The following is a 22,370-nucleotide window of genomic DNA, read 5'->3' as shown; positions in this document are numbered from 1 at the left end:
ACGAAGGAGTCCGAACCGACTCCCTCCGAAAGGCAATCCGTGAGCACTCCTGTCCTCGACCGCACCGCCCCCACCGAGCACCCCGTCCTGGACGTCCTCGCCGCACGCTGGAGCACCCGCGCCTACGACGCGGAGACCGCCATCGACGAGGCGAAGCTCTCCGCCGCGCTCGAGGCGGCCCGCTGGTCGCCGTCCGCTTACAACCTGCAGCCGTGGCGCTTCATCGTCGCGCGCCGCGGCACCGCGCTCCACGCTCAGGTGGTCGACTCGCTCGTCGAGTTCAACCAGCTGTGGGCGGCCAACGCGGCCGTGCTGATCGTCGCGATCGCCGAGACCGAGTCCGAAGACGGCAAGGCGATCAGCCACGCGGTCTACGACCTCGGCCAGGCCGTCGCGCACTTCTCCGTGCAGGCGCACAACGACGGTCTGCTCGTGCACCAGATGAGCGGCTTCGACCCCGAGGTCGTCCGCGAGTTCGCCGACCTGGCCCCGCGCTTCAGCGCCACCACCGTCATCGCCGTCGGCGAGCTCGGCGACGCCGCAGGCCTCCCGGAGGGTCTCCAGCAGGCCGAGACCGCTCCGCGCGTGCGCCGCGCGATCGACGAGACGGTCGTCCTCAGCGCCTGAGCCTGAGCGCCTGACCGCGCCTCATCGAACACACGACGACGCCCCACCCGGCGGTCGACGCCCCACCCGGCGTCTGCCGGGTGGGGCGTCGTCGCGCAGGCGGGGCATCGGCAGGTCACTCCCCGGCTTGCGACTCGTCAGTGCGCCGGCCGGTCGACCTCCACCTCGTTGCCGTCCTTGTCGACGATCTTCCCGCCGACGATCGAGTCGCCGTCCTCGAAGGCATCCAGGTACGCGATCGGGATGCTGCGGGTCGGCGCGGCGGCGAGCACCGAGGCGTCCTTGCCTGGGCGACTGCCGAGGTGATTGAACAGCAGGTTCAGCAGGATCGCCGCGACGGCCGCAGAGCTGATGCCGGAGTGGAAGATCGTGACGAACCACGACGGCATCTGATCGTAGATGGTGGGCGCCGCGATCGGCAGCATCCCGATGCCGATCGCCGAGGCGACGATCACGAGGTTCATGTTCCCGCGGTAGTCGACCTTCGCGAGGGTGCGGATGCCGCTGGCCGCGACGCTTCCGAACAGCACGATGCCCGCACCGCCGAGCACCGGCGTCGGCACGGCCGCGACGACCCGGCCGAGCACCGGCAGCAGGCCGAGCACCACGAGCACCACGCCGCCGGCCGTGACCACGAAGCGGCTCTTCACGCCGGTGATCGCGACGAGGCCGACGTTCTGCGCGAACGCCGACTGGGTGAACGACCCGAACACGGGCGAGACCGCGCTGGAGAGCATGTCGGCGCGCAGGCCAGCGGCGATCCGCTTCGAGTCGACCTTGGTGCCGACGATCTCGCCGACGGCGAGGATGTCGGCGGTGGTCTCGGTGAGCGTCACCAGGATCACGATGAACATCGAGATGATGCCGGCGATCTCGAACGTCGGCATCCCGAACGAGAACGGACTCGGCAGGGCGAAGATCGGGCCGTCCGCCACGGCGCCGAAGTCCACGCGTCCGAGGATCGCCGCGATGATCGTGCCGAGCACGATCGCGAGCAGGATCGCCAGACGCGAGATCGCGCCCACAGGCACCTTGCTGAGCACCAGGACGATCACCAGAGTGATCCCGGCGAGCAGCAGGTTCTGCGGGGCGCCGAAGTCCTCCGCCTCCCTGTTGCCGCCCATCGCCCAGCCGGCGGCGACCGGCAGCAGGGTGAGACCGATCGTCGTGATGACGACGCCGGTGACGACCGGCGGGAAGAACCGGATGACGGTCGCGAAGACCGGCGCAATGAGCAGCCCGATGATCGACGCGACGATGACCGCTCCGAACACCGCGGGAAGCCCTCCTCCGCTCGTCACGATCGCGCCCATGGTCGCGACGCCCGCGAACGAGACGCCCTGCACGAGCGGCAGCTGGGACCCGAAGAACGGGATGCCGACAGTCTGCAGGATCGTCGCGAGACCGCCCATGAACAGGCAGGCCGTGATCAGCACCCCGATCTCGGCACCGTCCAGTCCCGCGATCGAGCCGATGATGAGCGGCGGGGCGACGATGCCGCCGTACATCGTCAGCACGTGCTGGATGCCGTAGGCGATGGTGCTTCCGAGCGGGAGCCGCTCGTCTTCCGGTCGCGTCGCGACCGCTTTCGTCTTGTTCATGTCGACCTCTTCGTCGTCTCGGTGGTTATGGGTCTTGTGGTGGTGGACGTGTGATCAGGCGTGTCTCGCGAGGAGGCTCCGTGCCGCCTCGCTGTGGTGGGCGATGAGCTGCGGGACGTCGAGCCCCTCGATCCGGCCGTCGACGACGCGCCAGCGGCCGGCGACCATGACCCGGTCGGCGCGCTCCGCGCCGCAGAGCAGCAGCGCCGCGACCGGGTCATGGCTGCCGGAGAACCGCAGCTCGTCGAGGGTGAACATCGCGAGGTCCGCCTGCTTGCCCGGCGCGAGCACGCCGATGTCGGAGCGCCCGAGCGCGCGCGCCGAACCCGCGGTGGCCCAGCCGAGCGCACGCTCGGGCGTGACTGCCGCCGCGCCGTACCGCAGCCGCTGCAGGTAGAGCGCCTGGCTCACCTCCTGGATCATGTTCGACCCGTCGTTCGAGGCCGATCCGTCGACTCCGAGCCCCACCGGAACCCCGGCCTGCTCGAGCTCGACAGCGCGGGCGATCCCCGAGGCCAGACGCATGTTCGAGGTGGCGCAGTGCGCCACGGCGGTGCCGGCGGCTCCGAGCCGGGAGATCTCGTCGTCGTCGAAGTGGATGCCGTGCGCCAGCCAGGTCCGGTCCGACAGCCAGCCCACGCTCTCCAGGTAGTCGACCGTGCGCAGGCCGAACGTCTCGCGGCAGAAATCCTCCTCGTCGAGCGTCTCGGCGAGGTGCGTGTGCAGCCGCACGTCGAGCCGCTCGGCGAGAACCGCGGTGTCGCGCATCACCTCGGTGGTCACCGAGAACGGCGAGCACGGGGCGAGGCCGATCTGGACGAAGGCGCCGTCGCCGCGCTCGTGGTGGGCGCCGATGAGCCGCTCGCTGTCGGCGAGGATCGTCTCGGCATCCTGCACGGTCCGCTGCGGCGGAAGCCCGCCGTCCTCCTCGCCGAGCGACATCGACCCGCGGGTCAGCGTCGCGCGCATCCCGAGGCTGCGCACGACGTCGGCCTGCACGTCGATGCCCTGCTCGAGTCCGTTCGGGAACAGGACGGTGGAGTCGGCAGGCGGCCCCACAGGGTGCCAGCTCAGTTTTCCTGTCTGCTGATCCAGGTTCTCCGTCTTCGGATGCTCCAGATCTAACCACGGGACGGTGGTGGACGTCAACGATTTATTCCGAATATCGGATGCCCGATTCCACATTGTGAGAATCAACTGCCTCACCGAGGGCGCTGCACAAGCCGGGCGAGCGTGTCCGCTGCGCGCACCAGCGCGAGGTGCGAGAACGCCTGCGGGGTGTTGCCGAGCTGCCTGCCGCCGACCGCGTCGTACTCCTCGGACAGCAGCCCGACGTCGTTGGCGATCCCGCACAGCCGGTCCATCAGCGCGCGGGCCTCGTCCGCTCTGCCGCTTGCCGCATACTGCTCGACCAGCCAGAAGGAGCAGGCCAGGAAGGACCCCTCGGAGCCGCGCAGCCCGTCGACGCCGGTGCCGGTGCGGTAGCGGTGCACCAGCCCGTGCTCCATCAGGGTCTGCTCGATCCGCTCGACCGTCGCGAGCATCCGCGGATCGTCCGGCGTGCAGTATCCGACCTCCGGCAGCAGCAGGAGCGACGCGTCGACCTCCTCCGTCCCGTAGTACTGGACGAAGTGCCCGTTCACGACACCGTCGCGATCGATCTCCTCACGCATCCGATCGCGCAGCCCCCGCCAGCGCTCCACCGGGCCTTCGAGACCGAACTCCTCCACGCCGCGCACCGCTCTGTCGAACGCCGCCCAGATCATGACGCGCGAGTGCGTGAAGTGATGAGGCTCACCGCGGATCTCCCAGAGGCCGTGGTCCTCGCGCTCGATCTGCTCGGAGGCGAACCGCACGAGCTGCCGTTCGAGCGGCCACGAGAACGCGGAGTCGTCGAGACCCGCCGAGCGCGCGGCGCACAGCGTGACCAGGACCTCGCCGACCACGTCGGCCTGATACTGCGACGACGCCCCGTTGCCGACGCGCACCGGGGCGGAGCCCTCGTAGCCGGGCAGGCTCGGCAGCACGCGCTCCTCCAGGTCGCGCTCGCCCGCGAGCCCGTACATGATCTGCAGATCGGCGGGGTCGCCGGCGACGGCGCGCAGCAGCCAGCTCCGCCAGCGGTCCGCCACGGTGAGGAAGCCGTGGTCGAGGAGGGCCTCGAGCGTGAGCGCGGCATCCCGCAGCCAGACGTACCGGTAGTCCCAGTTGCGCTCCCCGCCGATGTCCTCGGGGAGGGCCATGGTCGCGGCCGCGGCGATCCCACCGGTCTCGTGGTTCGAGAGCGCCCGGAGCACGAGCAGCGAGCGCACCACCTCGGCGCGGTGCGGGCCGTCGTGCGAGATCCGGTCGGCCCAGCCCTGCCACCAGCTCTTCGTCTGCTCGAGCTCGGTCGCGACGTCCAGCGGCGGCGGCACATCCCGGTGCGACGGGAACCAGGTCAGGTGGAGGTCTCGCACCTCGCCCGCGCGCACGACGACCTCGCCTCGGTGCCGGTGATCGGCCGCCTCCAGCGGCGCGCCGCGGAGGGCGACGGCATCCGGCCCGCCCATCGCGGTCACGCAGGGGTCCTCGGCCGTGCCGGTCTGGCGGACCCAGGGCATGACCCTGGCGTAGTCGAAGCGGATGCTGAGCTCCTGCTCGAACGTCATCTCGCCGTGCACGCCGACCACGCGGCGGATCAGATCGGTCCGCCGGATCGCGACATCGGGATCGAGTCCGATCGGCATGAAGTCGTGCACCTCGGCGACGGCATCCGCGCTCTCCCAGCGGGTGATCAGCACGAAGGTGTCGCCGTCGTACCGGCGCGTGCAGACCGCGTCGGCTTCCGCAGGGCGGATCCGCCACGACCCATGCGACTCGTCGCCGAGGAGAGCGGCGAACGTCGATGGCGAGTCGAGTCTCGGCAGGCAGAGCCAGTCGATGCCGCCGTCCTTCGAGACGAGCGCCGCCGTGCGGCAGTTGCTGAGCAGTGCGTAGTCCTCTATGCGTCGAGCCACGCTGCGGAGTCTTCCACCCGAGACTGTGCGGCGCCAGAGATTGTCCTTCGTGACCGGTTCGGGCTACCCTCACGGCCATGGCCACCACTCCCACACTGTTCATCCTCGGCGCATCCGGAGACCTCACCTCGCGTCTGCTGCTGCCCTCGTTGGGTGCGCTGCTGGCGCGCCAGCCGCATCGGCGCGTGATCCTCCGGGGCTCCGGCACAGAGGAGCGCGACCCTGACGCCTGGAAGAAGCTGATCGGCGTCGCCCTGGCCGACTCCCCAGGCGCGATCGACCGCGTCACGATCGGCGACTACATGGCGGCGGATGTCACGGACAAGGCGTCGGTGTCGACGCTGATCGACTCCCTCGAGCCGAACACGGTGCTGTACTTCGCGCTGCCGCCGGCGGTGACGCGCGCGGCGATCGCCGCGATGAACGGCATGGAGCTGCCTGCGGGCACCGTCCTCGCGATGGAGAAGCCCTTCGGCGACGACGAGGCCAGCGCCCGCGAGCTCAACGACATGCTCACGGCGCTCGTGCCCGAGCGCCAGATCTTCCGGGTCGACCACTTCCTCGGCCGCTCGACGCTGCTGAACCTCATGGGCGTCCGCCTGGCCAACCGCATCTGGGAGCCCGTGTGGTCGGCCGAGCACATCGAGTCGGTGCTGATCCGCTTCGACGAGTCGCTCGCGCTCGAGGGCCGCGCGGGCTACTACGACAAGGCAGGGGCGATGATCGACATGATCCAGAGCCACCTGCTGCAGGTGCTCGCGCTCGTCGCGATGGACCCGCCGGCGAGCATCGACGAACGCGACCTGCGCGACGCGAAGGCCGCCGTGCTGCGTGCGACGCACGTGCGGGGCGACGATCCGGCGCAGTCGTCGCGACGGGCCAGGTACACGGCGGGGAAGATCGGCGACCGCGAGCTCCCCTCGTACGCCGACGAGGAGGGGGTGGATGCCGCGCGCGGCACCGAGACCCTCGCCGAGGTCGTCTGCGAGGTCGCGAACGACCGCTGGGCCGGCGTGCCGTTCGTGCTGCGGTCTGGGAAGGCGCTCGAGGCGAAGCGCTCCGAGGTGGTCGTGACGTTCCGCCAGGTTCGGCACCTCCCCCGCGGACTCAAGGGCACGCCGACGGACGGCGGGCGGCTGACGTTCTCGCTCGGACCGGACGAGATGTCCCTGCGCGTGCACGTCACCGGCGGCGACGACCCGTTCGCGCTGCGCGTCGAGGACCTGCTCGCCGACCTCGGCGAAGGCCAGCGCCGATCCTACGAGGAGGTCATCGACGAGCTGCTCGACGGCGACGTGGCGCTCTCGGTGCGTGCGGACGAGGCCGAGCAGTGCTGGCGCATCATCCAGCCGGTCCGGGAGGCCTGGGCCGACGGCGCCGTACCGCTCGAGGAGTACCCGGCCGGGTCGACCGGACCTGCGGACTGGACGGCGCTCCCGGGTCGCTGATCCGGCCCGCCGGCCGGGCTCAGTCCTCGAGCAGCTCGACGTCGGACTCGGGCTCGGGCTCGGGCTCGGGTCCGGAGGACGTGAGCACGAGCCCGCCGCCGTCGTCCGCCACGTCGACCCTGACCGTGTCGCCGTCGCGCACGGCTCCGGCGAGCAGCGCGGTGGCGAGCCTGTTCTGCACCTCGGTCTGGATGAGCCGGCGCAGCGGCCGGGCGCCGAACACCGGGTCGTAGCCGCGCTCGGCGAGCCAGGCCCGGGCGTCGGGGGTGACCGCGAGCGTGAGCCTCCGGTCGTGCAGGCGCCGGTGCAGCTGGTCGATCGACAGCTCCACGATCTGCGCGAGGTCGTCCTCACTGAGCGTGGAGAACATCACCACGTCGTCGAGCCGGTTCAGGAACTCGGGCCGGAACGCCTGGCGCACGAGCGCCATCACCTGCTCCCGCCGCTCGTCGGGCGACAGCGTCGGGTCGATCAGGATGGGCGAGCCGAGGTTCGAGGTGAGGATCAGGATGACGTTCGAGAAGTCGACCGTCCGGCCCTGCCCGTCCGTGAGCCGCCCGTCGTCGAGCACCTGCAGCAGGATGTCGAAGACCTCGGGGTGCGCCTTCTCGACCTCGTCGAGCAGGATCACGCTGTACGGGCGCCGCCGCACGGCCTCGGTGAGCTGACCGCCCTGCTCGTAGCCGATGTAGCCGGGAGGGGCTCCGACGAGCCTCGAGACCGAGTGCTTCTCGCCGTACTCCGACATGTCGATGCGCACCATGGCGTGCTCGTCGTCGAACAGGAACTCGGCCAGGGCCTTGGCGAGCTCGGTCTTGCCGACGCCGGTCGGGCCGAGGAACAGGAAGGATCCGGTCGGGCGGCCGGGGTCGCTGATGCCGGCGCGCGAGCGCCGCACGGCATCCGACACCGCCCCGACGGCCTCCTTCTGCCCGATCAGGCGCCTGCCGAGCTCGCGCTCGAGCTGGAGGAGCTTCTCACTCTCACCCTGCAGGAGCCGGCCGACCGGGATGCCGGTCCACGCCGCGATCACCGCGGCGATGTCCTCGTCGGTGACCTGCTCGTTGACCATCCGGCCCTCGTCGGACACGGCCGCCTCCGCCTGCTCGGCCTCGGCGATGTCGCGCTCCAGCCGCTTGATCGTCTCGTACTCGAGCTTCGAGGCCCGCGTGTAGTCCGCTTCGCGCATCGCGAGGTCGCGCTGCGTGATCGCGTCGTCGAGCTGCTTCTTCAGCTCGCCGACCCGGTTGAGCCCCTGCCGCTCGCGCGCCCAGCGCTCTTCGAGGGAGGCCAGCTCCTTCTCCTGCTCGGCGAGCTGCTCGCGGAGGGTGCTCAGCCGCTCCTTGGACGCGGCATCCTTCTCCTTCTTCAGCGCGAGCTCCTCGAGCCGCAGCCTGTCGACCTGGCGCTTGAGCTGGTCGATCTCCACCGGCGACGAGTCGATCTCCATCTTCAGCCGCGACATCGACTCGTCGACCAGGTCGATCGCCTTGTCCGGCAGCTGCCGGGCCGGCAGGTAGCGGTTCGAGAGCGCCGCCGCCGCGACGAGCGCGCTGTCGGAGATGGTCACCCCGTGGTGCGCCTCGTACCGGCCCTTGAGGCCGCGGAGGATCGCGACGGTGTCCTCGACGCTCGGCTCGCCGACGTAGACCTGCTGGAAGCGGCGCTCGAGCGCGGCATCCTTCTCGATGAACTCGCGGTACTCGTTGAGCGTGGTCGCGCCGATCAGCCGCAGCTCGCCGCGCGCCAGCATGGGCTTGAGCATGTTGGAGGCCGCGACCGAGCCCTCACCGCCGCCCGCGCCCATCAGCACGTGCAGCTCGTCGATGAAGGTGATGACCCTGCCCTCGGACTCGGTGATCTCCTTGAGCACGCTCTTCAGTCGCTCTTCGAACTGCCCGCGGTACATGGCGCCGGCCACGAGGGCGGAGATGTCGAGGGTCACCAGCTCCTTGTCCTTGAGGGACTCGGCGACGTCGCCGGCGACGATGCGCTGCGCGAGACCCTCGACCACGGCGGTCTTGCCGACGCCCGGCTCGCCGATCAGGACCGGGTTGTTCTTCGTGCGGCGCGTGAGCACCTGGCTGACGCGGCGGATCTCGCTGTCGCGCCCGATCACGGGGTCGAGCTTTCCCTGGCGGGCGCGGTCGGTGAGGTTGATCCCGAACTGCTCGAGGGCGGACTGCTGATCCTGGTTGTTCGCGCTGTTCTGAGAGCTGGTCTGCGGCATGTTCATGCGTCCTCCTGAGGAGACTCCTTCGCGGGGTGAATCGTGCCCGACTCAAAGTTGAGTGAGCTTGACTCAACTTTATGCCCGAACATCCTCTCCCGTCAACGCGCGGCAGGGTGGGTCTCGGCGTCAGTCGGTCATGCCGCGGCGCAGCAGGCGGCCGCGCGGGGTCTCGAAGTCGATGACCTCGCCGTGCAGCCACGTCTTGCGCACGACACCTGCGAGCGCCTTGCCGTGGTACGGCGTGAGCGGGTTCTTGTGGTGCAGCTTCTTCACGTCGACCACGTAGGCGTCGTCCGCCGCGAACACCGAGAAGTCGGCGTCGTAGCCGGGCGCGATGCGGCCCTTGCCGGTGAGGCCGGCGAACTGCGCAGGGCGCTCGCTCATCCACGCCACGACCGTCTCGAGGGTGAGACCGCGCTGACGCGCCTCGGTCCAGATCAGCGACAGGCCGAGCTGCAGCGAGGCGACCCCGCCCCAGGCGACCGCGAAGTCGCCGTTCTCGAGGTCCTTCAGGTCGAGCGTCGACGGCGAGTGGTCCGACACGATGAAGTCGATCGTGCCGTCCTCGAGCCCCTGCCAGAGCAGCTCCCGGTTGCCCGCCTCGCGGATCGGCGGGCAGCACTTGAACTGCGTCGCGCCGTGCGGGATCTCCTCCGCGGTGAGCGTGAGGTAGTGCGGGCAGGTCTCGACGGTGAGCTTCAGGCCGTCGTGCTTGGCCGAGCGCAGCATGGGCAGCGCGTCGGATGACGACAGGTGCAGGATGTGCGCGCGTCCGCCGGTCCAGCGGGCGCGCTCGATGACCTCGGCGATCGCGAGGTTCTCGGCTCCGCGCGGGCGGGACGCGAGGAACTTGCCGTAGTCGTCGCCCTCGGGCTGCGGAGCCCGGTCGATCGCACGCGAGTCCTCGGCGTGGACGATCATGACCGAGTCGAACGACGCGAGCTCGCGCATGTCCTTCTCTAGCTCGTCCGCGTCGAGCGGCGGGAACTCATCGACGCCCGAGTGCAGCAGGAAGCACTTGAAGCCGAAGACGCCGGCGTCGTGCAGGGCGCGGAGCTCCTCGGTGTTGCCGGGCACCGCGCCGCCCCAGAAGCCCACGTCCACGTGCGTCTGGCCCTTCGACGCCTCGCGCTTGACGTTCAGCGCCTCCACGCTCACGGTGGGCGGGATGCTGTTCAGCGGCATGTCGACGATGGTCGTCACGCCCCCGGCCGCGGCGGCGCGGGTCGCCGAGGCGAAGCCCTCCCACTCGGTGCGGCCGGGCTCGTTGACGTGCACGTGGGTGTCGACGAGGCCGGGGATCAGCGTCTCGTCGTCGGCGAGCTCGATGATCTCGTCGCCGTCGAGGTTGTTGCCCAGAGGCTGCATCGCGACGATGACGCCACCGCGGACTCCCACCTCCCTGGCGCGGACCCCGGCGCTGGTGAGCACGCGCTCACCGCGGATCACCAGGTCGTAGTGCTCGCCTGTCGGGTCGAGCGACGTCGCCCCGGCATCCTGCTGTTCGGTCTCCTGCGACATGTCGCCGTTCCCTTCCGCCGGCTGTGCGCCGGCCCTGCTGCTGTCTGTGAATGTATATCGATCGCGCGGCGTCAGCGCGCCAGCGAAGGGAAGCCGGTGATCCGCTTCGGCCGAGGCGGCGCGTAGGTGCGCACCTTCGACGTCGTGAGCCCCAGTCGCACCAGGCCCTCGGCGACGGCGACCGCCGCCTGCACCCCGTCGACGACCGGCACTCCGCAGAGCTCGACGACGCGGTCCTTGAGCTCGGCCATGCCGCCGCATCCGAGGACGATGACCTCGGCGCGGTCGATCTCGACCGCGCGCTGCGCCTCGGCGGCGATCGCCTCGATCGCCCGCTCCGGGTCGGACTCCAACTCGAGCACGCCGAGCCCTGAGGAGCGCACCGACGCGCAGCGGTCGTGGAGACCCGCGAGGATCAGCCGGTCCTCGATCAGCGGCACCGCCCGATCGAGGGTGGTGACCACCGAGTATGAGCGCCCGAGGTACATGGCGGTGGATGCCGCGGCCTCGGTGATGTCGACGATCGGGACCGTGAGGAGCTCCTGGAGCCCCTCACGTCCGTGCTCGCCGTAGCCGGCCTGGATGACGGCGTCGTACTCGCCCTCGTACCTGACCACCTTGTCCATCACGGCGATCGCGGCGAGGTAGCTCTCGAAGTTACCCTCGCACGACTCTGCCCCGAAGTCAGGGGTGATGCCGATGATCTCGGTGCCGGGCGACGCGACCGCCCTGGCAGCCTCGGCGATGCCGTCGGTCATCGACTGTGTCGTGTTCACGTTCGCGACGAGAATGCGCATGATGATCGGTCCTTCGGTTTCGACGGGGTCAGTGGGTCGGGGTGACGGCGATGTCGCCTGCTTCGACGTCGCGGAACGGGCCGCGGCGGTCGGCGAGCAGCGCGTAGGCGACGGCGCCGAGACCGGCGGCGAGGAACCAGGAGAACTGGCTCACCACCTGGAAGGCCGGCACGAAGGTGAGGAGCAGGGCGATCACGCCCGAGATCACCAGGGCGATGACCGCACGCGGGTTGAAGCCGCGCCTGTAGTGGTATTCACCGGTGACGTGCTCGGAGTACAGGTCGGGGATGTTGATCTTCTGCTTCCTGATGAGCCAGTAGTCGACCATGATGATGCCGAAGAGCGGTCCGAGCAGGGCGCCGAGCCCGTTGAGGAAGATTCCGATCACCACGGGAGAGTTGTACAGGTTCCAGGGCAGGATCACAAGGCCGATCACGGCCGACAGGAGCGCCGCCTTGCGGAAGTTCAGGTGCCGCGGGAACAGGTTGGTCAGCGCGTAGGTCGGCGCGACGAAGTTCGCCATCAGGTTCACCGCGATCGTGAGGACGATCAGGGCGAGGGATGCCAGCACCAGCAGCAGCGTGTTGGGGATGGCGGCGACGACATCGGCCGGAGACGCGATGGCCTGGCCGTTGATCGTGAAGGACCCGCCGGCGAGGACGACGACGATGAGACCGAAGAACAGCATGTTGATCGGGATGCCCCAGAAGTTGCCCTTGACGATGGCCTTCTTGGACTTGGCACCGCGGGTGAAGTCGCAGAAGTTCAGCACGAAGGTGCCGTAGATCGCGACCCAGGCGGAGGCGCCGCCGAGCATGTTGAGCCAGAGGTCGACGCCGGTGAGCGGCTCGTCGTTGGTCCACGCGATCTGGAAGTCGGCCTGGATGAGCACCCACAGCGCGAGCGCGACGAACGTGACGAGGATGATGGGGCCGGCGAAGGCCTCGTACCGGCGGATCATCTCCATGCCGTAGCTGACGATGATCGACTGCACGACCCAGAGGGCGAGGAAGGTGATCCAGCCGAGGGCGGAGAGACCGAGGAAGGCACCGTCCTGAAGGCCGGCGGCACCGGGGATCAGCGCGATGACCACGACCTGGAGGACCTGCGAGGCCAGGTAGGTCTGGATGCCGAACCACGCGATCGCGACGCCGCCGCGGAGGAGGGCGGGGATCTGCGCACCGTGGATGCCGAAGCTGATGCGACTCATGACCGGGAAGGGAACGCCCGTCTTCTCACCCATGAAGCCGGAGAGGCTGAGCAGCAGGAAGAGGAACAGCGCACCGAAGGCGAGGGAGCCGAGGATCGCGCCGCCGCTCATGCCGAGGGAGAAGAGGCCGATGGCCCAGACGTAGTTGCCGAGGCTGTGCACGTCGTTCGCCCACAGGGCGAAGATGCTGTACGAGCTCCAGTGGCGGCCCTCGCGGGTGGTCGGAGCGAGGTCGCTGTTGTAGAGGCGCGGGCTGAGGCCGGCCTGCACTGCGATGAGCGCCGAAGGGGCCTCGTCGAGGCCCTCCGATGCGCGACTCGGAACGTGGACGTACGGTTCAGTGGACATCGGGACTCTTTCCTCGACTGCATCGTCAGGTGAGAAGGGCGGTGGAATTATTTCCATATGCTGGAATCCGACTTCCAACTAGAGAAAAGTAGATCACATCATATGACGACTGTCAATGGCGTGCGGTGCCGGAATCCTGGCGTTCTCCGGAGACCTTCAGAGGTCGGCGGCGATCCGCCGGCCCACCTGCACGAGCAGCGCCTTCGCGTTCGCGATGCTCACTGCGGGGTCGGGTTCGAGGTCGCTCAGCGGATACACGGCACGGAACCCGGATGCCGTGGCCTCGGCCGCGCTCAGCGTCGATCGGCCGCACACGGCGATCACCGGCCTGCCCGCCGCTTTCGCAGCGGCGGCGACGCCGAGCGGCGTCTTGCCCCCGAGGCTCTGGTCGTCGAGGCTCCCCTCGCCGGTGATGACGAGGTCGGCATCGGCGATGCGGTCGGCGAGGCCGGTCAGGCGCTGCACCACATCGATCCCGGGCTCGCGGTGCGCGCCGAGCACCGCGAGTGCCGCGTAGCCGACGCCTCCTGCGGCGCCGGCGCCCGGCGCGTCGACCGACGGCCGGACAGCCGGCCCGGCCTCGAGCAGGGCGGCGAAGCGGGAGAGGGCCGCCTCGAGGGCGGCGACATCGTCGGCGCTCGCCCCCTTCTGCGGCGCGAACACCGCAGCGGCCCCCCGGTCTCCGAGAAGCGGGTTGTCGACGTCGCTGGCGAGCACGACCGTGGCGCCGGATATGCGCGGGTCGAGGCCGGTGATGTCGACCGAGTTCAGTGCGGCGAGCGCCGCACCGCCGGGTGCGACCTCGCCGTCGGCGGTGCGCAGCGAGACGCCGAGCGCCTGCAGCATCCCGGCCCCGCCGTCGGTGTTGGCGCTGCCGCCGACGCCGAGCACGATCGTGGTGCAGCCGCGGTCCAGCGCCGCCACGATCAGCTCGCCGGTGCCCCGGCTCGTCGCCGAGAGCGGAGCCTTCGCGCCACCAGGAAGGACGTCGAGGCCGCTCGCCGCAGCCATCTCGATGATCGCCTCTGCTCCGCGCGCCGCGAACCGGGCTGACACGGGTTCCCCCGTGGGCCCGGTCACGGTCGCTGTGACCGGCTCGAACCCGATGGCGAGGGCGGCGTCGACCGTGCCCTCGCCGCCGTCGGCCACGGGGACCGCCTCGATGACGGCATCCGGGATGATCTCCCGGATGCCCTCACCGAGCGCTGCGGCCACCTCGGCCCCGGTCGCCGACCCCTTGAACTTGTCCGAGGCGATCAGGATGCGCATATCGTGCCGCGGGCTCAGTCGAGCAGCGCGTAGATCGCCTCGGGTGCGTCGGCGGGCGACGTCGCGAGGTCCTCGAACTCGTTCATGGTGTCGAGGTCCGCACCCATGGCGATGTTCGTGACGCGCTCGAGGATGACCTCGACGACGACCGGCACCTGGAACTCGGCCTTCATTCGCTCGGCCTCGACGAAGGCCGCCGCGAGATCCTCAGGACGCTCGACGCGGATGGCCTTGCAGCCGAGCCCCTCGGCCACCTTGACGTGGTCGACGCCGTAGCCCGTGGCGACGCTGTTCTCGTCGTAGGGGGTGTTGATGTTGTCGAACGCGAGCGAGACCTCGTAGTCCATCTCGAACGGGCGCTGCGACTGCCGGATCAGGCCGAGGTAGCTGTTGTTCACCACGACGTGGATGTACGGCAGCTTGTGCTGCGCGCCCACGGCGAGCTCCTCGATCATGAACTGGAAGTCGTAGTCGCCCGAGAGGGCGACCACGGCCTGCTCCGGCTTGCCGCGAACGACGCCGAGGGCTGCGGGCAGGGTCCAGCCGAGGGGGCCGGCCTGGCCGGCGTTGATCCACTGGCGGGGACCGTACACGTGCAGCAGCTGCGCGCCGGCGATCTGCGAGAGGCCGATCGTCGTGACGTAGGTGGTGTCGTGGCCGAACGCCGAGAGCATCTCCTGGTAGACGCGGTGCGGCTTCATCGGCACGTTGTCGAAGTTCGTCTTGCGCTGCAGCTTCGCCTTGCGGTCGCGGCACTCCTCGGCCCAGGCGTTGTAGTCGGGCAGCTCGGCGACGCGGTCGCGGGCGGCCTCGAGCAGTGCGTCGATGAACGCGCCGGCGTCGGAGACCACGCCGTAGTCGGGCGCGAACACGCGGCCGATCTGGGTGGGCTCGATGTCGACGTGCACGAACTTCCGGCCCTTGCGGTAGGTGTCGAGACCACCGGTGTGGCGGTTCGCCCAGCGGTTGCCGATGCCGAGCACGAAGTCGCTCTCCAGGAAGCTCGCGTTGCCGTAGCGCTGCGAGGTCTGGATGCCGACGAGGCCTCCGGCCAGCGGGTGGTCGTCGCCGATCGCGCCCCAGCCCATCAGGGTGGGGAACACGGGCACGCCCAGGGTCTCGGCGAGCTCGACGAGCTTCGCGGAGGCGCCCGAGTTCACGATGCCGCCGCCGGCGATGATCGCCGGGTGCGCAGCGGCCACGAGCATGTCGAGCACCTTCTCCGCCTGTGCGCGGGTCGCGACGGGCTTCGCCACGGGCAGCGGCTCGTAGGTGTCGATGTCGAACTCGATCTCGGTCATCTGCACGTCGAACGGCAGGTCGAGCAGCGCCGGGCCGGGCCGGCCGGAGCGCATGACCTGGAACGCGGTCTGGAACGCGCCGGGGATCTGGCCCGCCTCGAGCACGGTCTTGGCGAACTTCGTGACAGGCTTCGCGATCGAGGCGATGTCGACGGCCTGGAAGTCCTCCTTGTCGAGCTTCGCGACCGGCGCCTGTCCGGTGATGCAGAGCATCGGGATGGAGTCGGCGATCGCGGCATACAGGCCGGTGATCATGTCGGTGCCGGCGGGGCCGGAGGTGCCGATGCAGATGCCGATGCGTCCGTCACCGGTGCGGCTGTAGCCGTCGGCCATGTGCGCGGCGCCCTCGACGTGGCGGGCGAGGGTGTGGCGGATGCCGCCGTGCCGGCGCATCGCCGAGTACAGCGGGTTGATGGCGGCACCCGGCAGGCCGAACGCCTCGATGGCGCCCTCCTTCACCAGGATCTGGACGATGGCGTCTACTGCGCGCATGCGGGTCATGAGAAGTCCTTAGAGAGGTGTGAGTTGTCCGGGCGAGGAATCAGCGGCCGGAGAGTTCGGTGGTGAGCTTGAACAGCCCGGAGTGGTCGAGTCCGCCGTCGCCGCGGGCGACGAGGGCGCTGACGAGCTGGGCGACGGCTGCGCCGAGGGGGACGGTGACCCCGACGGAGCGCGCAGCGGAGGTGACGATGCCCAGATCCTTGTTGTGGAGGGCGAGGCGGAATCCGGGGGCGAAGTCGCGGTTCAGCATCTTCTGCCCCTTCTGGTCGAGGACCTTGGAGCCGGCGAGACCGCCGCCGAGGACCTTGAGTGCGGCATCCGTGTCGACGCCGAAGGCCTCGAGGAAGGTGACGGCCTCGGCGAGCGCCTGGATGTTCACGGCGACGATGAGCTGGTTGGCGGCCTTGACGGTCTGGCCGGCGCCGGCGGGGCCGACGTGCACGATCGTCTTGCCGATGGCGTTCAGCACGGTCTCGGCGGCTGCGAAGTCCTCGGGGGATCCGCCGACCATGATCGACAGCACGCCGTCGATGGCACCCTGCTCGCCGCCGGAGACGGGGGCGTCGACCGCGCCGAAGCCGGCCGCGACGGCCTCCTCGGCCAGGGTCTTCGCGACGTCGGGGCGGATCGAGGAGTTGTCGATCCACAGCGCGCCCGCCTTGGCGTTGGCGAACACGCCGCCCTCGCCGCGCACGACTCCCTCGACGTCGGGAGAGTCGGGGACCATCGTGATGATGACGTCGGCGTTCTTCACGGCATCCGCGATGTCGGTCGCGCCCTTGCCGCCGGCCTCGACGAGCTTGTCGATGGGCTCCTGGCTGCGGTTGAATCCGGTCACGTCGTAGCCGGCCTTGACGAGGTTCTTGGCCATGGGCAGGCCCATGATGCCGAGGCCGATGATGGCGATGCTGGTCATGTCGTCGCTCCTTCGCGAAAGGGGGTGTCAGGCGTTCTGGCCGAGCCAGGCGAACGGCGCCGCCTGGGTGGCCTTGTACTCGAGGCCGATGGGCCCGGTGTAGCCGCCGGCGCGGGCGGCGTCGATCCATTCCTGGATGGGCAGCTCGCCGGTGCCGGGCTCGCCGCGGCCGGGGGCGTCGGCGATCTGGATGTGCCCGAAGTCGGCGGCGTGGCCGGCGATGACCGTCGCGACGTCGTCGCCGTTCACGGCCAGGTGGTAGTAGTCGGCGAGCAGCTTGACGTTGTCGACGCCGTGCTCGTCCTTGACGCGCCGGATGATGGCGAGAGCATCCGCCGCCGTCTTCAGCGGGTAGGCGTCCATGCCGGAGACCGGCTCGAGCAGCACGACGCCGCCGATCTTCGCGACCGCGGCACCGGCGAAGGCGAGGTTCTGCACGGCCAGGTCGTCCTGCGCCTGCGGGTCGGCTCCCTCGATGCGGTTGCCGTAGAGGGCGTTGAAGGCCTTGGTGCCGAGGCGCTCGCCGATGCCGACGACGACGTCGACGTTGGCGCGGAACTCGTCCTCACGGCCGATCCAGGAGACGAGTCCCCGATCGCCGCCGGGCATGTCGCCTGCGAAGAAGTTCAGGCCGGTGAGCTGCACTCCGGCGGCCTGGATGGCGTCGACGAAACCGTCGACCTCCTGCTGTGCGGGGACGGCGGAGGCGAACGGCCACCAGAACTCGACGGCGTCGAAGCCGGCGGCCTTGACCGCCGCGGGGCGCTCGAGGAGAGGCAGCTCGGTCAGCAGGATCGATGCGTTCACGGTGTAGCTCATGGGCTGGTCCTTGATTTCGTATTATGGAAGAAAAGTTCCTAGTAATGAAAAGAGTACGCCGGGTTCGGGTCGATGTCAACGGGTTGCAGTCGCGGAGATCCGGTCAACCGCTCGAGATCCGGAAGAATCCCGCGCGGATGTCCGGTTCTGGCGCGGTTGACCGGATCTCAGGACGGGTGGCGGCGGCGGAGATGGATGCTGACGGCGGATGCAGACGACGAAGGCGCCGCCCGTGAAACACGGACGGCGCCTTCCTCCGGAGCTGAACCTGCTCAGGTGAGCTTGATCTGCCGGTTCATGTCCTTGTACAGCAGGTAGCGGAAGTCCTCCGGGCCGCCGGCGTAACAGGCCTGCGGGCAGAACGCTCGGAGCAGCATGTAGTCGCCGGCCTCGCACTCGACCCAGTCGTCGTTCAGGCGGTAGACGGCCTTGCCCTGCAGCACGAACAGGCCGTGCTCCATGACGTGCGTCTCGGCGAACGGGATCGAGCCGCCGGGCTTGAAGGTCACGATGTTGACCTGCATGTCGTGCGCCATGTCGCTGGCATCCGAGAAGCGGGTGGTCGCCCACACGTCGTCGGTGTCGGGCATCGAGACCGGCTCGATGTCCTTGTCGCTGGTGACGAAGGATGCCGGCGCATCGACGCCGTCCAGCCACTCGTAGGCCTTGCGGATCCAGTGGAAGCTGGTGATCTCGTCGCCCTCGTTCGCGAGCGACCAGCTCGCCCCCGGGGCGAGGAAGGCGTAGCCGCCCTCCTCGAGCACGTGGGTCTCACCCTCCAGTGTCAGCGTGAGCGATCCGGTGGTGACGAAGACGACGCCCTCGACGCCGGCCTCGATCTCGGGCTTCTCCGCTCCCCCACCCGGAGCGATCTCGACGATCAGCTGCGAGAAGGTCGTCGCCGAGCTCGGCGTCGGCTTCGCGATGATCCAGGCGCGTGTGTTCGTGAAGCCCGGCAGGGAGCTGGTGACGATGTCGCGCAGCACGCCCTTCGGGATGAACGTGTACGCGAGCTTGACGACGGCGCGGTCGGTGAGCAGGTCCGTCTGCGGCGGGAGTCCGCCGGTCGGGGTGAAGTAGGACATCAGGCCTCCTCGGGGCTGGGGGTCGTGCTGAGGTTCGTGCTGAGCTTCGGGTGGGCGAGCCGGAGCAGGTCGTCACGGGTGGCGCCGGTCGCCTCACGCGACTCGGCCTCGGTGATCGCTCCGCACTCCAGGCCGCGGACGACGAAGCGGGCGAGGGCACGGGCGGTGGCCGGCTCGTCCATGATCGTCGCGTCGCTGCCGTGCAGGTAGTTGTCCAGGCGCTTGGCGGCGGCGGCGAACCCCTCGCGGTAGAACGCGTAGGTCGCGAGATACCGGGTCGGCAGCTGGGCGGCGTGCAGATCCCAGCCCTGGTAGTAGCCGCGCTCCAGCGAGCGCCGCACCAGGCGGGCGTGCAGCTGCCAGGCCGCGCGGACGTGCTCGGCGTCGCCGACTGGGATGACGTTGGTCGATCCGTCGGAGAGCCGCACGCCGGTCTCGGCGACGGCCACCTGCATGACCTGCTTGGCGTAGTCGGCGGCCGGATGCTCCATCGACTGGTACGCCGCGGCGATCGCTAGCGACGCACTGTAGTCGTAGGTGCCGTAGTGCAGCGCCGAGACGCGGCCGTTCGCGCGGTGCAGGAGCGTCGCGATCGGCACGGTGCCGTCGGCGGCGACGATCAGCTGCGGCGTCTCCATCTGCACCTCGAAGCGCAGCCGGCCGGGCTCGAGACCCAGGCGCTGCTCGAAGATCTCGCACAGCGCGACGCACGCCAGGACCTGCTCGACCGTGGTCACCTTCGGCAGGGTCAGGACGAGCCCGTCGGGCAGCGGCCCCTTCGACGCCAGCGTGGTCAGGAACCGATCCAGGGTGCGGATGCCGCGGCGCCGGGTCGGCGCCTCGAAGCATTTGAAGCGGATGCCGATGAACGGCGGCGCGGTGCCGGCGGCGACCGCCTGGGCGACGAGCTCGGCGGCGCGGACGGCATCCGCGTCCTCCTCGTCGTCACCTCGGGCGCCGTAGCCGTCCTCGAAGTCGAGGCGGAGATCCTCGATCGGCTCACTGACGAGCTTGGCGTCGACCAGCGGAGCGAGCTCATCGGCGAGGTGGCCGAGGCCCACGGCATCCGCAAGCGCCCTGGTGCCACCGAAGGCGGAGACGGCGGCCGCCGCCTCCGCGCCGAAGCGGGCGGGCAGCGCCGGATCGAACCGGTCGGCCGGCACGTACAGCGTGTGCACCGGCTGCCGGGTGCCGTCGTCGCCGGGGTAGGAGTTCGCGAGCAGCGCGTCGGTGCCGGAGAGCCGGGCGTCGATGGCGGCGAAGTCGTCTTCACCGAGGGTCGTGCTGCTCACGGACACTGTGGTCACTCCTGCTCCGAGGCGGTGGCGGCGACGCGGACGATCGCCTCGGCGACCGCGCCGGCCACCAGCGGGTCGAACACGCTGGGGATGATGAAGCTCGCGTTGAGCTCGTCGTCGCCCACGCGGGATGCGATGGCCTCGGCGGCTGCGACCAGCATAGGCGCGGTGATGTCCGACACGCCCGCGTCGAGGAGCCCGCGGAAGACGCCGGGGAACGCGAGCACGTTGTTGATCTGGTTCGGGAAGTCGCTGCGGCCGGTGGCGACGACGGCGGCGTGCTTGGATGCGACGATCGGGTCGACCTCGGGGGTCGGGTTGGCCATCGCGAAGACGATCGCGTCGTCGGCCATGGCGGCGATGTCGTTCTCGTCGAGAATGTTCGGTGCGCTCACGCCGATGAAGACGTCGGCGCCGACCATGGCCTCCTTGAGGGTGCCCTGGAAGCCGCGCGGGTTCGTGGTGGCGGCGAGCTCGGTACGGTGCGCGTCGGTGTACTCGGCACCGGCGTGGATCGCGCCGTCGCGGCCGCAGGCGACGATGTCGCGCGCACCCTCGGCGAGCAGCAGCTGCACGATCGCGTTGCCGGCAGCGCCGACGCCGGAGACGACGATGCGGACGTCCTCGAAATTCTTGCCGACGACCTTGAGGGCGTTGCGGAGCGCCGCGAGGGTGACGATCGCGGTGCCGTGCTGGTCGTCGTGGAAGACCGGGATGTCGAGCTCCTCGCGCAGGCGCGCCTCGATCTCGAAGCAGCGGGGGGCGGCGATGTCCTCGAGGTTCACGCCGCCGTAGACCGGGGCGATCGCCTTGACGATCATGATGATCTCCTCGGTGTCCTTGGTGTCCAGGCAGACCGGCCAGGCGTCGACGTTCGCGAACTGCTTGAAGAGCGCAGCCTTGCCCTCCATCACCGGGAGCGCGGCCTCGGGGCCGATGTCGCCGAGCCCGAGCACGGCGGTGCCGTCGGTGACCACGGCGATGGTGTTGCGCTTGACGGTGAGCTGGCGCGCCTTGCTCTTGTCCTCGGCGATCGCCATGCAGACGCGGGCGACACCCGGGGTGTACGCACGGGAGAGGTCGTCGCGGTTGCGCAGCGGCACGCGCGGGTTGACCTCGAGCTTGCCGCCGAGGTGCATGAGGAAGGTCCGGTCGCTCACGAGACGGACCGAGACGCCCTCGAGCGCGTCGATGGCGTCACGGACCCGCTCGGCGTGCTCCTCGCCCGCGGTGTTGCAGGTCAGGTCGACGACGATGGTCGTCGGGTGCGACTCGACGACGTCGAGTGCGGTGACCGCGGCTCCCGCCTCGGCAGCTGCTGCCGCGAGCTCGCTGGTGACACTGAAGTTCGACGGAGCGTCGATCCGCAGCGTGATGGAGTTTCCGGGACCCGGATTCGCCATGATTCCTCCTCGTCGAGATGCGCTCCGGGCTGCGACGCCCGGACCCACTGTGTGTTTTAGTAGCGATTTTCGTATCGTGGACTCTATTATCTACTTTATGGAAGTTGGACGCAAGCGTCGAACCGATATGACACGGGAGTTTCGGTACGGGCCTCTCGCATGATGGAATGATCGCGACACAATGGAGGTTTCGATGACCGATACCAAGACTCCGAAGGGCGCCGGATCCGGCGTCCAGTCGGTCGAGCGCGTCTTCGAGCTCCTGGAGCTGGTGACGGATGCCGGCGGCGACGTGACGCTCAGCGAGCTCGCGGCATCCACCGACCTGCCGCTGCCGACGATCCACCGGCTGCTGCGCACCCTGGTCTCCCTCGGCTACGCCCGCCAGCTCCCGAACCGGCGCTACGCCCTCGGCCCGCGGCTGATCCGCATCGGGGAGGGCGCCTCCCGGCAGTTCGGCGCACTCGCCCGCCCACAGCTCAAGAGCCTCGTCGACTCGCTCGGCGAGAGCGCCAACATGGCGGTGCTCGACGGCGACATGGTCGTCTACGTCGCACAGGTGCCGTCCCTGCACTCCATGCGCATGTTCACCGAGGTCGGCCGCCGTGCGCACCTCCACGACACCGGCGTCGGCAAGGCGATCCTCGCTCAGCTTCCCGACGAGACCGTGCGCGGCATCGTCACACGGGCGGGCATGCCCACGCCCACCGAGCACAGCATCGGCTCGGTCGACGAGCTGCTGGCCGATCTCGAGCGGATCCGCGAGCGCGGCTACGCGATCGACGACCAGGAGCAGGAGATCGGCGTCCGCTGCTTCTCGATGGCGGTGCCGGATGCTCCGACCCCCACCGCGGTGTCGGTGTCTGGTCCGATATCGCGCGTAGACGAGGCTTTCGGCGGCAGGGCCGTGCCGATGCTCCGCAGAGCCGCCGCCGCGATCGGCTCCGAGCTCGTCGCCTGACCCGTCTCTTTTACCCATCTGACGCCGCCGACG

General features: G+C 69.7%; 17 protein-coding genes. 3 read left to right on the top strand and 14 right to left on the bottom strand.

From position 1 onward, the window contains the following. Positions 1-39 precede the first annotated feature (39 nt). Positions 40-627: a nitroreductase family protein gene (locus IPV10_RS09680; RefSeq protein WP_207483206.1), complete on the top strand. Its 588-nt coding sequence runs from the start codon at positions 40-42 to the stop codon at positions 625-627. Between the two features lie 137 nt (positions 628-764). Here the strand turns inward: IPV10_RS09680 and IPV10_RS09675 are convergent, their stop codons facing one another. The 3 genes from IPV10_RS09675 to IPV10_RS09665 form a co-directional block, all read right to left on the bottom strand. Beyond that, entirely contained in the window at positions 765-2,228 is a 1,464-nt protein-coding gene (locus IPV10_RS09675; protein ID WP_207483203.1) for a nucleobase:cation symporter-2 family protein, read from the bottom strand. A gap of 54 nt (positions 2,229-2,282) precedes the next feature. Beyond that, positions 2,283-3,323 (bottom strand): amidohydrolase family protein, encoded by a 1,041-nt coding sequence (locus IPV10_RS09670; RefSeq protein ID WP_374192230.1) that lies wholly within the window; start codon positions 3,321-3,323, stop codon positions 2,283-2,285. A gap of 107 nt (positions 3,324-3,430) precedes the next feature. Next, positions 3,431-5,227: a glycoside hydrolase family 15 protein gene (locus IPV10_RS09665; protein WP_207483199.1), complete on the bottom strand. Its 1,797-nt coding sequence runs from the start codon at positions 5,225-5,227 to the stop codon at positions 3,431-3,433. A gap of 77 nt (positions 5,228-5,304) precedes the next feature. Here IPV10_RS09665 and IPV10_RS09660 point away from each other — a divergent pair, with 77 nt between their 5' ends. Continuing rightward, the gene (locus tag IPV10_RS09660; protein ID WP_207483197.1) at positions 5,305-6,675 is read left to right on the top strand and encodes a glucose-6-phosphate dehydrogenase; all 1,371 of its coding nucleotides are present in this window, start codon (positions 5,305-5,307) and stop codon (positions 6,673-6,675) included. A 19-nt stretch (positions 6,676-6,694) separates the two neighbouring features. On the opposite strand, the gene IPV10_RS09655 is transcribed toward IPV10_RS09660, so the two are convergent. The 11 genes from IPV10_RS09655 to IPV10_RS09605 all read right to left on the bottom strand — a co-directional run bounded on the left by IPV10_RS09655 (position 6,695) and on the right by IPV10_RS09605 (position 21,376). Continuing rightward, positions 6,695-8,911 (bottom strand): ATP-dependent Clp protease ATP-binding subunit, encoded by a 2,217-nt coding sequence (locus tag IPV10_RS09655; RefSeq protein WP_207483195.1) that lies wholly within the window; start codon positions 8,909-8,911, stop codon positions 6,695-6,697. 123 nt (positions 8,912-9,034) lie between these two features. Further along, positions 9,035-10,429 (bottom strand): allantoinase AllB, encoded by a 1,395-nt coding sequence (allB, locus tag IPV10_RS09650; RefSeq protein ID WP_207483193.1) that lies wholly within the window; start codon positions 10,427-10,429, stop codon positions 9,035-9,037. 71 nt (positions 10,430-10,500) lie between these two features. Continuing rightward, entirely contained in the window at positions 10,501-11,226 is a 726-nt protein-coding gene (locus IPV10_RS09645; RefSeq protein WP_207483191.1) for an aspartate/glutamate racemase family protein, read from the bottom strand. A 28-nt stretch (positions 11,227-11,254) separates the two neighbouring features. Further along, positions 11,255-12,784, bottom strand: coding sequence for an NCS1 family nucleobase:cation symporter-1 (locus IPV10_RS09640; RefSeq protein ID WP_207483189.1), 1,530 nt, complete (start codon positions 12,782-12,784; stop codon positions 11,255-11,257). A gap of 156 nt (positions 12,785-12,940) precedes the next feature. Next, positions 12,941-14,053 carry a glycerate kinase gene (locus IPV10_RS09635; protein ID WP_207483187.1) on the bottom strand — a complete coding sequence of 371 codons (1,113 nt, stop codon included), beginning with the start codon at positions 14,051-14,053 and terminating at the stop codon, positions 12,941-12,943. A gap of 14 nt (positions 14,054-14,067) precedes the next feature. Then, positions 14,068-15,855, bottom strand: a complete 1,788-nt coding sequence (gene gcl / locus IPV10_RS09630) for a glyoxylate carboligase (protein WP_207483185.1) — start codon at positions 15,853-15,855, stop codon at positions 14,068-14,070. A gap of 40 nt (positions 15,856-15,895) precedes the next feature. Next, positions 15,896-16,771: a 2-hydroxy-3-oxopropionate reductase gene (locus tag IPV10_RS09625; RefSeq protein ID WP_207483183.1), complete on the bottom strand. Its 876-nt coding sequence runs from the start codon at positions 16,769-16,771 to the stop codon at positions 15,896-15,898. Positions 16,772-16,798: 27 nt separating this feature from the next. Beyond that, positions 16,799-17,590 carry a hydroxypyruvate isomerase family protein gene (locus IPV10_RS09620; RefSeq protein WP_207483181.1) on the bottom strand — a complete coding sequence of 264 codons (792 nt, stop codon included), beginning with the start codon at positions 17,588-17,590 and terminating at the stop codon, positions 16,799-16,801. Positions 17,591-17,862: 272 nt separating this feature from the next. Further along, positions 17,863-18,675 carry a bifunctional allantoicase/(S)-ureidoglycine aminohydrolase gene (locus IPV10_RS09615; RefSeq protein ID WP_374192229.1) on the bottom strand — a complete coding sequence of 271 codons (813 nt, stop codon included), beginning with the start codon at positions 18,673-18,675 and terminating at the stop codon, positions 17,863-17,865. Beyond that, a complete protein-coding gene (locus IPV10_RS09610) occupies positions 18,675-19,967 on the bottom strand; it encodes an aldolase (protein ID WP_207483179.1) in 1,293 nt (430 codons plus the stop codon). The genes IPV10_RS09615 and IPV10_RS09610 overlap by 1 nt, the downstream gene beginning before the upstream one ends. 11 nt (positions 19,968-19,978) lie before the next feature. After that, positions 19,979-21,376, bottom strand: coding sequence for an NAD-dependent malic enzyme (locus tag IPV10_RS09605; protein ID WP_207483177.1), 1,398 nt, complete (start codon positions 21,374-21,376; stop codon positions 19,979-19,981). 193 nt (positions 21,377-21,569) lie between these two features. Between IPV10_RS09605 and IPV10_RS09600 the strand changes: the two genes are divergently transcribed. Continuing rightward, positions 21,570-22,337 (top strand): IclR family transcriptional regulator, encoded by a 768-nt coding sequence (locus IPV10_RS09600; RefSeq protein ID WP_242684829.1) that lies wholly within the window; start codon positions 21,570-21,572, stop codon positions 22,335-22,337. The last annotated feature ends 33 nt before the right edge of the window (positions 22,338-22,370 follow it).

It is taken from the genome of Microbacterium sp. SD291 (assembly GCF_017355365.1).
Classification (GTDB): domain Bacteria; phylum Actinomycetota; class Actinomycetes; order Actinomycetales; family Microbacteriaceae; genus Microbacterium.
This window is presented reverse-complemented; position numbering and strand designations above follow the sequence as displayed.